This is a genomic window from Lentisphaerota bacterium, from assembly GCA_016873675.1.
In the GTDB taxonomy this organism is placed as follows: Bacteria; Verrucomicrobiota; Kiritimatiellia; order RFP12; family JAAYNR01; genus VGWG01.
The window spans coordinates 1-14179 of record VGWG01000032.1; the positions used below are offsets into that span (position 1 = coordinate 1).

The following is a 14179-nucleotide window of genomic DNA, read 5'->3' on the forward strand; positions in this document are numbered from 1 at the left end:
TATCTCGCAGCGCGCATTGGCAAAGCGCGCGGCGGTGTCGTTTCGCGGATTGCAACTCCTTGAAAAAGGGGGACACAACTGGGAAGTCATGACCGTTACCCGTGTCGCCGAGGCGCTCAATCTGCCCGGACAAGGGGTGGATCTGGTGGTAGATCGCTTTCTGCGTATGCTCCCTGATTCGATATCTGAAATCTCGATTCGCATGCTGCTGGATGGCTTCGATTCGTGGAAGACGCATCTTTTCGACTTTGTGGACGCCTATCGGGCGACGGCCAAGAACGAGTTGCTGGAACCGCCAACGTACGGATTGGACCCCCGACTGCAAGCGCTCTGCGCATCCACGGTCGAAGCGCTTTGCGCAGAAAAGGGTCGGAACGCTCCGGCGTGGTGTGCCGGTGTGCCGTCACTGCCCCGCCCTTGGTTTGTGTCAGGAATCGAGAATCTCAAGGCTATGTCACTGGTGGAGTCGCCGGTGTGGTTCCGGTCGCGGAATATCTTTGTGCTGGGGAACTTTCTGAGCAGGGCCTGACCATGTTGGACGCCAAAACCATTCGCAAGCTGTTCGAAGCGTTGAATGCCGAGTTGGCCGCGCGCGGGGTCAAAGGAGAAATCGGCCTTTGCGGCGGCGCCGTCATGTGCCTGGTATTTCAGGCACGTGAGTCGACAAAAGATGTGGACGCGATCTTTCACCCCACCTGCGAAATCCGGGAGGCCAGCCGGGCGGTGGCTGCCCGGCTGGACTTGGCTGAAGACTGGCTCAACGATGCAGCCAAGTGCTACTTTCTCAAATCCCCACCGGTTCACGAGGTCATGGAACTCTCCCATCTCCGCGTCTGGGCGCCGCAAGCCGAATACATGCTGGCGATGAAATGCATCTCGGCCCGCTTCGACTCCCATGATCTGGACGACGCGAAATTCCTGCTCCGGCACCTCGAAATCAATACCCCCGAACAAGCCTGCAGCATCATCGAGCAGTACTATCCCCGCCACGTCATCCCGCCCAAGACGCAATTCCTGCTGGAAGAACTGCTCGGCAGCGGCTGAAGAGGGAGGGAAGGCCCGTCCCGAAAGGCGCTAAGTTAAGCGATGCTTCCGATTTTAATCCTAATCGTAATCCGTCGCAAAAAAGAAACGGGAGAGGCGCTTGCAGAACCCCTGCAAGCGCCGGTTGCAGGTTTCAGTGTTCAGGTTTCAGGAAGACGCAATACTGTCTGGTTGCAGGCGTTTCTTCCTGACACCCAAAACCTGACACCTGAACACTCCTCTTGCAAAACGGGGTTTTGCAAGAGGCTTGGAAAAATAAATATTTTTATTTTTTGTGGAAATGAGACCTCCTCGATGCTTTATGGGGGTGGAAGGGCCGATGGTCGGCCTTACACAACAACCGAAAGAGGAGGGTTATCATGAGAGCTCCACACGTCAACCACATCTGCATCGCCGGCTGTCTGACTCAGGATCCGGTGTTGCGCAAAGTTCCGTCCGGCGCATCGGCGGGCGATTTCCGGCTCGCGGCGGACGATTCGTATACCGACAAGGAGGGGAAAACGGTCGGCCAGACCTGTTTTCTGACGGTCAAGACCTGGGGCAAGACCGCCGACCTGGTGCATCAGTACGTCAGCAAGGGCGATCCGGTGCTGGTCGAAGGGGTTCTGGCTTACGAGACCTGGGAAAGCAAGACCGGCGAGAAGCGGAGCCGTCTGTTCGTCCGGTCACACCGGGTGCACTTCCTCAAGCCGCGGCCCGCCGGGAGCGAACCGATCCCCGTCGCAGAGCCCCTGCCCGCCGAAGCAGCCGAGGCGACTGCGGTACCCAGAACGGGTGATGAGGATGTCATGCCGTTTTGATCCAACACGCGCGAGGTGAACCATGAATGACACGGCTTATCAGACATTCCAGGGGCGGCTGGCGTTCTACCATCCGAACCAGACGGGCAAGGGGTGCGCGGTTCGTTTCGAGCTGCGCCCGGCGCGGCGCGGCCGCGACGGATATGTGTTTGCCGAGCTGGCACGACAGAAAAGCGCTGCCAGTCGCCAGAACGGCGCGATTCAAGGGGCGACGTTTGATTGGGAGGGCCGCGTCGCGGTCAAGCTCGGCCTCACCGACGTCTGCGCCCTCCTCACGGTGCTCGAAGGCCGGGTCGCGGCCGCTGGCGGGGACAAGGGGCTGTTTCACCAGACCGAGGGCGCGACCGCCGTGATCACCTTCCGGCGGATGGAGCAGCCGTTTGCCGGATACGCCTTGGAGGTCTCGCGCAAGGAAAAGGGAAAGGAGGGCGCCGAACCGGTGCGGCTCCGGATCGGCCTCTCCGAGGCGGAGGGGTGCGGCCTGCGGCAGGTGCTCGCCGCCGCCGTCTTCCACCTCTGCTTCTATGCGACCACCGTGTTCCCGGCCGATGGCGACGCGGAGACCGAGTAATGGGTCAGTTTCCAAGAGAGTTGATGCGCGTTGGGGAGCGGCGTCCTCGCCGCTGTCCAACGCCCAACGCCCAACAGAAACCGCTGCGTCCGATCAATCCGCTCGCATAGGAACTTGAAGCATGCACTACATCACAGAAGTCGAGTACGAATCGGGTTATCGTCTTCGGTTGCGGTTTGAAGACGGAAGCTTCCGAAGGGCCGATTTGACCGACCATCTCGACGGCGACGTGTTCGAGCCGCTACGTGACGTCCATCTGTTTCGGACTGCCCGCTTGAATACCGACATTGACACCGTTGTGTGGGACAACGGCGCGGATATGTCGCCCGACTTCCTGTATGAAATCGGCCAACCGCTTGACGACGCAACGGCGCTCAAAGTGGCGGAACAACGGGCGCCCTATGACGGCGGTCGCGACAGCGCGGGACAGACGCCAATGGGGCCATAAATGTCTTGTCGTGTTCCACATGACGTGGTTCTCCTTGTCATCCCCCGGCCCGCTCCAGATTCAGCGCCAGCAGCCGTTCAAGAATCGCGTCGTCGGTGAGGTCGGCCGGCCAGCCGTAGGCGGCGGCAACGGCGGCGTCAAGCCGGGCGTGGCAGTCGGACAGCCATGCCGGGCGGGCGTTGTAGAGCTTGGTCAACGTGCGGTCTTTCAAACGGGCGGCGCAATCGGCGTCACGCGGAACCAGGCGGGGATAGCGAACGGTGCCGATGAGCACGGGAATCGGGAGTCGGGAATCGGGAATCGGTAAAGGATGGGCCGAGCCGGAAACGATGTACCGATCCCACGGCCCGCCAACCGTTCCCGGAAACTCCAGCGTCTCGGTGCGCGTCCAGTCGGGCGGGTTCAGCCAGTTCTCACGCAAAGTGTGCAACTCCTTGACGGCTACAGTAATCACGGCGGCGTGTTCGGGGTGGGCTTCGGGGAAAGGGAACGTCTCAAAACAGGTAGTCGGGGTGTAGCGGAAACCGCTTTCCTTCTCGCGTAGTTGTGTCCCTTGTGCCAGTGCCCACACTTCGTGAAAGCGGGAGTGAAGAATGCCGAAAAAGTAGTCGTCGGAGCGGGCGAAGACAATCAATTGATGGTCGGGAAGCATCGGCGGGGAAAGCCATATGAAGGTTCGGTGTTTCGCCGTTGTTGGCGTCACCATGAATCGGGACAAAGTCGCAACGGCGTTGCGCATTTCCGGCCTCATCCGTTGCGGCCGCCACCAGTTTTCCCGGAGCCACCTATCGCGGTTCTGGTCTCGTTTGGGCTTCACCCTTTCTATGGCAATCGAGGACGGCTTTTCATACAGGGAAAATGTCGCCAACGGCAGGTCGGCCGAATCAATGAGCCAGCGAGGGACGCGGGTCTTGAGGAGGTCTTCAGAGTTCGCGACGGGCCGGATTACGTCACTGTTAGGGCGGCCGTTTGGATTGCCCGCTGCGGCGAGAAGGTCGAGCGCTTCAGCGTCTGTGATGTCGAACGCGCCGCCTTTGCAGTTACCGAGAAACGAGAACGCGCGATTGCGCGGGATGGATACCGCCTGCACCGTGTCAGCGGCGGCGGTCAGGTTGACATTGATTCTCGGAACCGGCTTGCCGTCAAGGGTGCTGGTCTTCTCTGTGCCATCGTCAAAGCCGATCATGCTGACGTGAACAGTAGCGCCGTCCAGAATCCAAGGGCGGTCGCTCTCGGCCCAGAATATGCCGCCCGTGTCCTTGATGCGTTTCAGAACTTCCCGGTTTGCGCCGCCGCGTATGCCTTGGGTGGCGAGCAGACCGGCCCGTTTACACTTGCCGGCGGCGATATGGGCGCGGGCCTTCTCGAACCAATAGCAGCAAAGATCGGACTGGCCGGGAATACGGTCAGCGTACAACGCCCGGAGTCGGTCAACGTAGGCGTCGCCCAGTTCGCGGCGCATGAGCTTGTCGCCCAGGAACGGCGGGTTGCCGATGATGAAGTCAACGGTCGGCCATTCCGGCTCTGCGGGAATCGGGAGTCGGGAATCGGGAATCGGGGTTAGACCTTGGCCTTGAGCGCCTGTATCAACTTGTTGAGCATCATGCCGACGCGCGCCAGCAAAGTCTGCGCGTTGGCCAGTGTTTCTGGCGTCACATAGGTCAGGCGTTTCGCCACTTCCAGATGCGTCTCCAGTTCCAGCAACGATCCCCGCGCCATGAACAGGTGGTGAAGATACTCTGCCGTATGCCCCCGCCCGTAACCCTCCGCAATGTTCGCCGGGACCGACACCGACGACCGCTGGGCTTGTGAGATCAACCCGTAACGCTCGGCATCCGGCCACATTCTGGTTAATCGATAGGTCTCCACAACCAGTTCCATCGCTACCTGCCAAACGTCCAGATCCTTGTAAGTCTTGTTTTCCATCCGCTGTCTCCGGTTTTCCGATTCCCGATTCCCGACTCCCGACTCCCGATTCCCGAGCACCGCATCCATGAGGCGGATGTTGCCGGAGAGGGGGCGAAGGATGGGGTCGGCGGGGAAGCCAAAACCGTTGGCGCGTATCCACTGGAGCCAGCCGATCCAGACGGTCATCTGTGCGAGGTCGTGCGCGTAGGGGTTGATCTCGATGCCGTAGAGTTGCCACGGGCCGACACCGGGAAGGTAGGCGCTCAAGCCGTGCTCGCTCGTGAATGTGATGGCCGCTTCGCGCTCAAGGTCTTTGAGGCGGAGCAGGGCGACATAGAGGAAGTTGCCGGAGCCGCAAGCGGGGTCGAGAATCTTGATTTCGCGCAGCCGGGTCAGAAACTGGTGCAGGATGCTGTCGGCCTCGCCCCGCGCCTTGCGGAGTTGCGCGGGGGTGAGCGGCTTGCCCGAGGATGCGGACGGGACGCCCACGCCCCCATGGATCACGGGCGGGACGCCCGTGCCACCCTTCTTCCCGGTGGTCAACAGGCGCTCGACGGTGGCTTTTGTCTCTTCCCACTCGCGCCGCAGCGGGGCCATGACCACGGCGTCAACCACGCGTTCGATGTCCTCACGCCCCGTGAAGTGTGCCCCGAGTTGCGAACGCTTGGCCGGGTCCAGCCCGCGCTCGAAGAGGGTGCCGAAGATGGAGGGGTCAACCGCGCTCCAGTCGAGGGACGCGGCGGCGGCAAACCGTTTCACGTCGTCGTCGGTGAGGGCGGGGACGGTGCGGTCGTCGAACAGGTTGCCGTTGAAATGACGGATGGTCTCCAGCCCGAAGTCGCCCCCGGCCGCCATCGCCTCGAACAGCATTGCGAGTGTTTTGCCGAAGCGGGCGGGGTCGCCGCCGGACTTCTCGACGATCCGGGAAAACACCATGTCGGGCAGGAGGCGGGCGTCCTCGGCAAACAGGCAGAAGACAATGCGGTCGAGAAAGTGGGCGACGGCGGCGGGGTCTAACCCGCGTTCTCGCATGGAGGCGGCGATTTCGCCAATGCGGGCGGCGGCGTCCTGGGTGACGGCGGCGCTGGTGCGGCCGGGGCGGAGGGTGTCGGGGTTGTGGAAGACCGCCCGGACGATTTCGATGTTTCGGGGGTCGGCCAGCGCCTCCAACGGGATCTCGTGGGTCGCCGAGACGGTGCCGGTGAAGTTGGTGCGAATGATGATGCGGTCCAGGTCGCAGAGGACGAGCAGGGGCGGACTCTCCAGGGCGTTGCGATAGCGCAAAAGCTGGTCATAGGCCGCCTCAAGGTCCTTGTGCTTGCCCTTGTACTCCCAGCCGAAGAACCCGCGCTTCCACACGTCCGCAAAGCCGTCGCCGCCCCCGTGCTTGGCGGCCCCCTTCTCAAAGCAGAACGTCTCGCCGGTCGGATCGGCGGCGGCGGGCGTGGGGTGGTCAAAAACGGCGCACAGGTCGAGAAAATGCTCCTGTGCGGCGGAACGCTCCTTCAACTCCACCCGACGCCACTTGGCAATGAATTCTGACACGGTCATGGTTCAGGGAGCATACCACGCCAAGAACGACACGGACAAGAGTGTAATGGAGAGAAAGCAGAAAATGTAAAGCGTCAGGAGTGTGTGTGGGCAAAAGCGCGACGCGCGAGGTAGACGGCTCTCTACCGCTTTCTGCCTCCGCTTTTGCGCCCGCCCGGCCCTTGCCGGGCGTGTTTTTGGGGGGAGGCGGCCGCCTTCTTCGAAGGGCGCGCTGACCTGGCGGCTGCGGCGTCGGTCTTGGCCAGCCGCGGCCCGGCGGCATCCTGCGTCCGTTTATGGATCCGCCGCATCGCGTGTTCGGGCAGGGTCGTCGCGTGCGGCTTGGCCGCCGGCGCGGTTGCGTGCCGGTGGGCTTCGCCGCGGCGGTGCGGCTCTGGGGGGCGCTTCTTGTCGCCGCGGGTGTCGGCCGCTTTGGCTTCCCGGACCAAGGCGAAGTCGGCGCGGCGCTGAATAAAATCAACCTTGCAGACAAACGCCTTCACGGGGGTGCCGACGCGGTAGACCGTGCCGCCGGCGTTCAGCGTCTCGTTCGACGGATTGAAGGTGACGAACTGGTCTGAGATGAGCGAGACATGAACGAGGGCGGTCAGTTGCAAATCGGCCACATCGAGAAAAATGCCGAAGGTGGTCACCCGCGAGACGACGGCGTCGTAGACGACCGGCTTCTGGTCGTCGAGCTGCTGCTGCAGGAACCGGTATTTCTTGATCTCGATCAGCGCGCGCGAGGCGTCGTCGGCCCGCTGCTCCATCTCGGTGCAGTGGATGGCGGCGGCGGCAAGATACCCTGCGGGCATCGCGCCTTTGACGCCAGGCCCGGCCAAGTACGCCGCGAGCTGGCGGTGCAGCACGAGATCGGGGTAGCGGCGAATCGGCGATGTGAAGTGGGAGTACCACTGCTTGGCCAGACCGAAATGTCCCGCCGCGTCGGCCGAATAGATCGCCCGCTTCATGCTCCGGAGCACCAGTGTGTGGGCGTGATGCTTCAACGGATGGTCCGCCGACTCAGCCAGAAAACGAGCCATGCGCTGAGGATTGCTCAAGTCTCCGGGTTTAAAGCCGAGCAGCACCAGCGCCGCCTGCAGTTCGTCGATCTTCTCCGGATCCGGCGGCTCATGCAGGCGTGAAAGAATCTTGATGCTGCGCGAGGCGAGTTCGCTGGCGACCGCCTCATTGGCGGCGACCATGCACTCCTCGATCATCTGATGCGAGGCGTCCGATGGATTGATGCGGATGCGGGTCATGCGGCCGGTCTCGTCGAGCAGCACCTCGCACTCGGGCACTTCCAGATCGAGGGCGCCCGCCTGCATCCGGTTCTGCCGGAGCTGTTGCGCCAGCGCGTGCGCTTCGCGGATCAGCGCGACCGCCCGCTCGGGCGGCGGCTGAGGCAACCCCTCGACAGGAGCCCCATTGATGATCGCCATCGCCTGCTCGTAGTTCAACCGCAGGCTCGAACGGATGATCGTCTTGGCGAACCGGCGGCCGACCATCTTGCCATCCGCGTCGAACGTCAGAAAGGCGGAGAAGCAGAGGCGGTCTTCGTCGGGCCGCAGGCTGCACACGCCGTTGGAGAGCTGCTCGGGCAGCATCGGGATCACCTTGTCCACCAGATAGACGCTGGTGGCGCGTTCGCGCGCCTCCGCATCGAGCGCGGATCCCATCCGCACGAAATGGGCGACATCGGCGATATGCACACCGAGCAGGCGGCGGCCGCGGTCATCGCGGCTGAACGACAGGGCATCGTCGAAATCCCGCGCCTTGACGGGGTCAATGGTCAGAATGGTCGTGTCCCGCAGATCCACACGATCGCCGGGCTCGGAGAGCAGCGCCGCCACCCGCTCCGCCTCGGCGAGCGCGGCTTGCGGAAACGCCTTGGGAAGGTCGTACTGGCGGCAGACCACGTCGGTGTCGAGCGACGGCTTGTCGGCCGGGCCGATCACGTCGACGATCTCGCCTTGCGGCGCGCGGTTGCGGTCCTGCCAGTCGGTCAGCCGGATCACGACGCGGTCGCCGTCGGCTGCGCCCTTGACATCGGCAACGGCGAAATCTTGCCGGAAGGCGGGATCGAGCGGCACAACGTAGACATGCTGCCCCTTGGAAAACAGCGTGCCGACGATGTCCCGCGTCGAGCGCTGGTCAATCCGGATCACCTTGCCGCGCGCTTCGTCGCCTCCGGCGTGGTACTGGCGCACCGTGACGGTGTCGCCAGGAAGCGCCGTCCCCTGATCCGCGTTCTGGATCCAGATCGACGCCCCGGTTTTGGGATTGACGACATAGCCCGCGCCGCTGCGCACGACGGTCAGGCGGCCGGTGGTCATGTCATCCGGCTGCCCCAGCGCATAGCGTCCCGGCTGAATCTGGCGGATCACCCCCTCGCGGGTGAGCTCCAGCAACAGACCTTGAAGCCGCTTCAACTGCTTGCCGCGAAATCCCAGCGTTCCGGCGATCTCGCCCGCCCGCCACGTCTTGGATGGCTCACCCTCGAAGAGGTACTGGACCGCAACCCGATCTTTGTCAATCGTCATACTTTTCTCCATGAATGGCTCCAGTGTACCGCAAATCCCGCCAACTGCCAGCATCCTTTTGCCGAGCAGAAAAACGCTTCAAAGAACTCTGCTTGATCTTCGAGCCGGGGCTTGCGATAATTTGACGGCAATTTTGTGATCGGAATCGTGTGCCCCGTCCCCCCCCCATGAGCGAACATCATCACAGCCCGCACAGCACCCATTCCCGCAGCCATTCTTCGAGACACCGACACCGGGAGGGCCGCCGGCCGTCCTCGGACGCCTCGAACGGATCCCGGAAGGAGGGCGACTCGCACGCCCGATCGTCCCGTCGCCGCCAGCGGCACTCGCGGGGGAGGCGGATAGGGCCCAGACTGCTCAGACGCTTGGTCCGGAATCCCCTGATTCCTCTGGTCGTCATTGTCGCCATCATTGCCTTCGCGCTGGTCAAATCCGATCTCGAACAAACGCCGGAAGACGAAAAGATGCAGATGCATCCGGTACGTGAGGGCTTCAGCGACGCAAAGGGCGCGTTGCAGGCGCTGCAGTTGATGGATGCCAAACAGTTTGTTGAAGCGGCTCAGGCGATCCAGGGGCTGAAGATGCCGCCCATCCGGCTGAGCGCCCTGATGGACAGCATCCGGTCCGACTCGAGCGCAGCCCGGCAGACGCTGATCACCCTCGTCTACACCTGGATCCTGGAGCAGGATTCCGAATTGAAGGGCGTGTCCTTCCCCTCCAAAGACACGCCCACACCCGTTCTGGATTTCATCGCGTCGTTTGAGCAGTACCAGCGCAGCCCAGGCGCGGTCGCCACCCCCCAGACCAACAGCGGGGAACTGGCCGCCCTGTTCAAGCGGGTCAGCCTCGAGAAACAGTTCCGCACAACGGAGCAGCCGAAGCACCCGCACCCGGATTCCAAGGCTCCCGGCGCCGCCTACGTGCCTCCCGTCGAAGCGCCGTGATCGGGGCGGATCTGCAGCGTCCCGCCCGCGACGGTGAGGCGCACGGTCGCGCCGCGGGGAAAGTGGCCGGCGACCATGCGGCGCGCGACGGGCGTCTCGATCTCGCGCTGGATCGCCCGTTTGATCGGCCGGGCGCCGTAGACCGGATCGAAGCCGTTCTCGGCGATCCAGGCCACCGCCGCGTCGTCGGCCTCCAGGGTCAGCTCCTGTCCCGTGAGCCGCGCGCGCAGATCGTCGAGCTGAAGCCGCACGATCGCCTCGATCTGCGCCATACCCAGCGGGCGGAAAAGCACGATCTCGTCCAGCCGGTTGAGGAACTCGGGCCGGAAAGACCGCTTGAGTTCATCCATGACCGCGCGGCGCGCATCTTCCGTGATCTCGCCGGCGGCGTTGACGCCCTCGATCAGCACCGGCGAGCCGACGTTGCTCGTCAGGATGATGATCGTGTTTTTGAAGCTCACGGTGCGGCCATGGCCGTCCGTCAGCCGGCCGTCGTCGAGGACCTGCAGCAGGCTGTTGAAGACGTCGGGGTGGGCTTTCTCCACTTCGTCGAGCAGCACGACGCTGTAGGGCTTGCGCCGCACGGCCTCGGTGAGCTGGCCGCCCTCTTCGTAGCCGATGTAGCCGGGCGGCGCGCCGATCAGGCGCGAAACGGTGTGCTTGTCCATGTACTCGCTCATATCGAGCCGGATGAGGTTGGCGTCGGAATCGAACAGCTCCGAGGCGAGGGTGCGGGCCAGCTCGGTCTTGCCGACGCCGGTGGGGCCGAGGAAGAGAAAGGCGCCGACCGGCCGCCGGGGGTTGCTGATTCCCGCCCGCGCCCGCAGCACGGCGTCAGCCACGACGCCGACCGCCGCGTCCTGTCCGATCACGCGCGCGCGGATCGTGTCGGCCAGATGCAGCAGCCGCTCGCGTTCGCCGGCCATCAGGCGCGACACGGGTATCCCGGACCAGCGGGAGACCACGTCCGCGATCTCCTCTTCGGTCACCTGCTCGCGCAGCAGGACCTGGCCGCCGGCCGCGTCGTCGTGCAGGCGCGCCTGGGCCTTCTTGAGCCGTTTTTCCAGATCGGGGATCGTGCCATAGCGCAGCTCGGCGGCCTTTTCATGATTAGAGGCGCGCTCCGCCTCATCATAGGCGATCCGCGCCGACTCCAGGTGTTCGCGCAATCCCCGCGTTTCCTCGATCACCTGCTTTTCGCGCTGCCATTGCGCTTTCATGGCGTCGCCCTGCGCGCGCAGATCGGCCAGCTCCCGGCGCAGTTCGCCGAGCCGCAGCTCGCTGGCGTGGTCCTTCTCTTTCCTCAGCGCGGTCTCCTCGATTTCCAGACGCATCACTTTGCGGGTGATCTCATCGAGCTCGGCGGGCATGGAATCCATCTCGGTGCGGATCGAGGCGCACGCCTCGTCCAGCAGGTCGATCGCCTTGTCCGGGAGGAAACGATCCTGAATGTAGCGATCGCTCATGACGGCGGCCGCCACGAGGGCGGCGTCCTGGATCTGCACGTTGTGGAATTTCTCAAAACGCTCCTTGAGGCCGCGGAGGATCGAGATGGCGTCCTCCACGCCCGGGGCATCGACTTGGACGGGCTGGAAGCGCCGCTCGAGGGCGGCGTCCTTTTCCATGTGCGTGCGGTACTCGTCGAGCGTCGTCGCGCCGATGCAGTGCAGCTCGCCGCGGGCGAGCATCGGCTTGAGCATGTTGCCGGCGTCGGTCGAGCCTTCGGTCCGGCCGGCGCCGACGATGGTATGGATCTCGTCGATGAAGAGGATGATCCGGCCGGCGGCGGCCTTGATCTCGGTGAGCACAGCCTTGAGTCGCTCCTCGAAGTCGCCGCGGTATTTGGCGCCGGCCATGAGGGCCGTCATGTCGAGCGAGAAAATCGTCTTGTCCTTCAGACCCTCCGGCACGTCGCCGCGGAGAATCCGCTGCGCCAGCCCCTCGACGATGGCGGTCTTGCCGACACCCGGCTCGCCGATCAGCACCGGGTTGTTCTTCGTCTTGCGCGAGAGGATGCGGACGACATGGCGGATCTCGGCGTCGCGGCCGATCACCGGATCCAACTTGCCCGATCGGGCCAGTTCCACGAGGTCGGCGCCATACTTCCGGAGCGCCTCGTACTGGCCCTCGGGGTTGTCGGAGGTGACCCGCTGGTTGCCCCGCACCTCCTTGAGCGCGGCGAGCAGGCCCCGGGCGTCGACGCCCGCGTCGGTCAGCAGCCGCTTCGCGTCCCCCGCCCGCGCCTCCAGCATCGCCAGCAGCAGGTGCTCGACCGACACATAATCATCCTTCAGCCGCTTCGTCTGGTCGGCCGCCCGAACCAGTACCTCGTTCAGCGCCTGTGTGACGTAGATCTTGCCCGCCTCGGTATCGCCCGAAACCCGGGGGCGGCGCTCGAGCGCCTCTTCGACCCGCGCGCGCAACGCGGGCACCCCGACGCCCATCCGCTCCAGCAGCCGCGGCACAAGACCGTCCTCCTGAATGATCAGCTCCAGCAGCAGGTGCTCGACATCGACCTGCTGGTGCCCAAGCCGCACCGCCAGCTCGCGCCCTCCCTGCACCGCCTGCTGCGCCCGCTGCGTCAATTTGTTCATGTCAAACATAGGTGGCTCCTCTCCCAATGGCCAAGCACGATTCAACCATCGTGGCAGGCGCTTGCATAAACCAGAGATTTTGCAAGTGCCTCGTGCGGGTCATTATATCAGGTTGGGGGGGCTACAGACCATCCCGGATCGCGCGCGTTCCAGGATTGCTTTCGTCGAGGAAACAGAGTAATCTGCCCGTCGCGTGAATGTCATCTGGCCGCTGTCGGCGGGATAAGGTGTTTTATGGACTGGAATCTGCTTTTTTACGATTTAAGAGACGCGATTATCGGCATTGTCACCACGTTGCTGGGCATCCTGCTCGGCTATTACGTGCGCGGGCTGGTCGGCCGCTGGCAGGCCGAGGCCATCGAAAAGCGCGCTCAGGCGCGCATGGACGAGGTGGAAGCCGAGGCCAAGGCCAAGCTCAAGGAGGCGGACATCCAGGTCCGCGCGGAAGTCGTCAAGGCCCGCGAGGAGTTCGAAAAGACAACCAAGGCCCGGCGCAAGGAGCTGCAGGACCTGGATGACCGGCTGACCGCGCGACAGGAGGCGCTCGATAAAAAGTCCGAACTGCTCAGCCAGAAGCAGGAGGATCTCCAGAAGCGCGACGCCATGCTGACCAATCGCAAAATCGAGACCGAGAAACTCGCCGCCGAAGCCCAGACCCGCCTGCAGCGGCTGTCGGGCATGACCGCCATCGAAGCCCGCAAAGAGATTTTCAATCTGGTGGAGCAGGATGTCCAGAGCGAAACCGCCGGGTTGGTCCGCCGCCTCCAGGAGGAGGCGAAACAGAGCGCGGAGCGCGAGGCGCACCGCCTGATCGCCATGGCCATCCAGCGCTATGCGGCGCCCCATGCGACCGAGATGATGACCAACACCGTGCAGTTGGCCAACGACGATGTCAAGGGCCGGATCATCGGCCGCGAGGGCCGCAATATCCGTGCGCTGGAAGCGCTCACCGGCGTCACCATGCTGGTGGACGACACACCCGAGGCGGTGGTCATCTCCGGCTTCGACCCGATCCGGCGCGAGATCGCCCGGAAATCCCTGGAACTGCTGGTGGCCGACGGACGCATCCACCCGGGCCGCATCGAAGAGGTGGTGCAGAAAGTGGAAGAAGAGATCAAGGAGACGATCCACCGCGCAGGCGAGACCGCCGTCTTCGATCTCCGGATACAAGGGGTCCCTCCCGAGCTGATTCCTTACATCGGACGCCTCAAGTATCGCTCCAGCTACTCCCAGAACGTGCTCCAGCATTCGCTCGAGGTGGCCAACCTCATGAGCATCATGGCGGGCGAGCTCAAGCTCGACCCCGCCCTGGCGCGCCGGATCGGTCTCTTCCACGATATCGGCAAGAGCATGGACCACGAGGTCGAGGGCGCGCACGCCACGATCGGCGCTGACCTGCTCAAGCGCTGCGGCGAGACCCGCGTGGTCGTCAACGCCGTTGCCGCGCACCATGCCGACGTCGAAGCCGAAAGCCTCTATGCGCTGCTCGCCTCGGCGGCTGACGCGATCTCCAGCTCCCGTCCGGGGGCGCGCCTGGAATCTAAGGACATCTACGTGCAGCGGCTGGAAAAGCTCGAAGCCGTCGCCAACGCCTTCCCCGGAGTCCACAAAACCTACGCGGTCCAGGCGGGCCGCGAGGTGCGCGTGATCGTGGACCCGGATGTCGTGGACGACCCGGCGGCGATGCAGCTTGCGCGCGACATCAGCCGCAAGATCGAGCAGGACCTGCAGTATCCGGGACAGATCCGGGTGATCGTGGTGCGCGAAATGCGGTGCATCGAATACGCCCGCTGAGGA

General features: G+C 63.8%; 11 protein-coding genes. 7 read left to right on the forward strand and 4 right to left on the reverse strand.

Going from position 1 to position 14179, the window contains the following annotated elements; translation table 11 throughout:
- Nucleotides 1-88 precede the first annotated feature (88 nt).
- The 5 genes from FJ222_05910 (at nucleotide 89) to FJ222_05930 (ending at nucleotide 2863) form a co-directional block, all read left to right on the forward strand.
- On the forward strand, nucleotides 89-529 hold the full coding sequence (locus FJ222_05910) for a hypothetical protein (protein ID MBM4163960.1): 441 nt from the start codon (nucleotides 89-91) through the stop codon (nucleotides 527-529).
- A 2-nt stretch (nucleotides 530-531) separates the two neighbouring features.
- The gene (locus FJ222_05915; protein MBM4163961.1) at nucleotides 532-1044 is read left to right on the forward strand and encodes a hypothetical protein; all 513 of its coding nucleotides are present in this window, start codon (nucleotides 532-534) and stop codon (nucleotides 1042-1044) included.
- A gap of 359 nt (nucleotides 1045-1403) precedes the next feature.
- Nucleotides 1404-1844: a single-stranded DNA-binding protein gene (locus tag FJ222_05920; protein MBM4163962.1), complete on the forward strand. Its 441-nt coding sequence runs from the start codon at nucleotides 1404-1406 to the stop codon at nucleotides 1842-1844.
- 22 nt (nucleotides 1845-1866) lie between these two features.
- Entirely contained in the window at nucleotides 1867-2415 is a 549-nt protein-coding gene (locus FJ222_05925; protein MBM4163963.1) for a hypothetical protein, read from the forward strand.
- A 121-nt stretch (nucleotides 2416-2536) separates the two neighbouring features.
- On the forward strand, nucleotides 2537-2863 hold the full coding sequence (locus FJ222_05930; protein MBM4163964.1) for a DUF2442 domain-containing protein: 327 nt from the start codon (nucleotides 2537-2539) through the stop codon (nucleotides 2861-2863).
- A gap of 37 nt (nucleotides 2864-2900) precedes the next feature.
- Here the strand turns inward: FJ222_05930 and FJ222_05935 are convergent, their stop codons facing one another.
- The 3 genes from FJ222_05935 to FJ222_05945 all read right to left on the reverse strand — a co-directional run bounded on the left by FJ222_05935 (nucleotide 2901) and on the right by FJ222_05945 (nucleotide 8898).
- Nucleotides 2901-4325, reverse strand: a complete 1425-nt coding sequence (locus tag FJ222_05935; protein ID MBM4163965.1) for a class I SAM-dependent DNA methyltransferase — start codon at nucleotides 4323-4325, stop codon at nucleotides 2901-2903.
- Nucleotides 4326-4423: 98 nt separating this feature from the next.
- Nucleotides 4424-6322, reverse strand: a complete 1899-nt coding sequence (locus FJ222_05940; protein ID MBM4163966.1) for a four helix bundle protein — start codon at nucleotides 6320-6322, stop codon at nucleotides 4424-4426.
- A 122-nt stretch (nucleotides 6323-6444) separates the two neighbouring features.
- Nucleotides 6445-8898: a VacB/RNase II family 3'-5' exoribonuclease gene (locus FJ222_05945; GenBank protein ID MBM4163967.1), complete on the reverse strand. Its 2454-nt coding sequence runs from the start codon at nucleotides 8896-8898 to the stop codon at nucleotides 6445-6447.
- A gap of 311 nt (nucleotides 8899-9209) precedes the next feature.
- On the opposite strand from FJ222_05945, the gene FJ222_05950 reads away from it, so the two are divergent.
- A complete protein-coding gene (locus FJ222_05950; protein MBM4163968.1) occupies nucleotides 9210-9788 on the forward strand; it encodes a hypothetical protein in 579 nt (192 codons plus the stop codon).
- Here FJ222_05950 and clpB read toward each other — a convergent pair.
- Nucleotides 9761-12391, reverse strand: coding sequence for an ATP-dependent chaperone ClpB (gene clpB, locus FJ222_05955; GenBank protein ID MBM4163969.1), 2631 nt, complete (start codon nucleotides 12389-12391; stop codon nucleotides 9761-9763). The genes FJ222_05950 and clpB overlap by 28 nt on opposite strands.
- A 225-nt stretch (nucleotides 12392-12616) precedes the next feature.
- On the opposite strand from clpB, the gene rny reads away from it, so the two are divergent.
- Nucleotides 12617-14176 (forward strand): ribonuclease Y, encoded by a 1560-nt coding sequence (gene rny / locus FJ222_05960; protein MBM4163970.1) that lies wholly within the window; start codon nucleotides 12617-12619, stop codon nucleotides 14174-14176.
- The last annotated feature ends 3 nt before the right edge of the window (nucleotides 14177-14179 follow it).

Bases quoted from the DNA above. Each gene is read 5' to 3' on its own strand.
- FJ222_05925 (MBM4163963.1), top strand. From the start codon at position 1,867: ATGAATGACACGGCTTATCAGACATTCCAGGGGCGGCTGGCGTTCTAC.
- FJ222_05920 (MBM4163962.1), top strand. From the start codon at position 1,404: ATGAGAGCTCCACACGTCAACCACATCTGCATCGCCGGCTGTCTGACT.
- FJ222_05940 (MBM4163966.1), bottom strand. From the start codon at position 6,322: ATGACCGTGTCAGAATTCATTGCCAAGTGGCGTCGGGTGGAGTTGAAG.
- FJ222_05930 (MBM4163964.1), top strand. From the start codon at position 2,537: ATGCACTACATCACAGAAGTCGAGTACGAATCGGGTTATCGTCTTCGG.
- FJ222_05910 (MBM4163960.1), top strand. From the start codon at position 89: ATGACCGTTACCCGTGTCGCCGAGGCGCTCAATCTGCCCGGACAAGGG.
- FJ222_05915 (MBM4163961.1), top strand. From the start codon at position 532: ATGTTGGACGCCAAAACCATTCGCAAGCTGTTCGAAGCGTTGAATGCC.
- FJ222_05945 (MBM4163967.1), bottom strand. From the start codon at position 8,898: ATGCTGGCAGTTGGCGGGATTTGCGGTACACTGGAGCCATTCATGGAG.
- clpB (MBM4163969.1), bottom strand. From the start codon at position 12,391: ATGTTTGACATGAACAAATTGACGCAGCGGGCGCAGCAGGCGGTGCAG.
- FJ222_05935 (MBM4163965.1), bottom strand. From the start codon at position 4,325: ATGCGCCGCGAACTGGGCGACGCCTACGTTGACCGACTCCGGGCGTTG.
- rny (MBM4163970.1), top strand. From the start codon at position 12,617: ATGGACTGGAATCTGCTTTTTTACGATTTAAGAGACGCGATTATCGGC.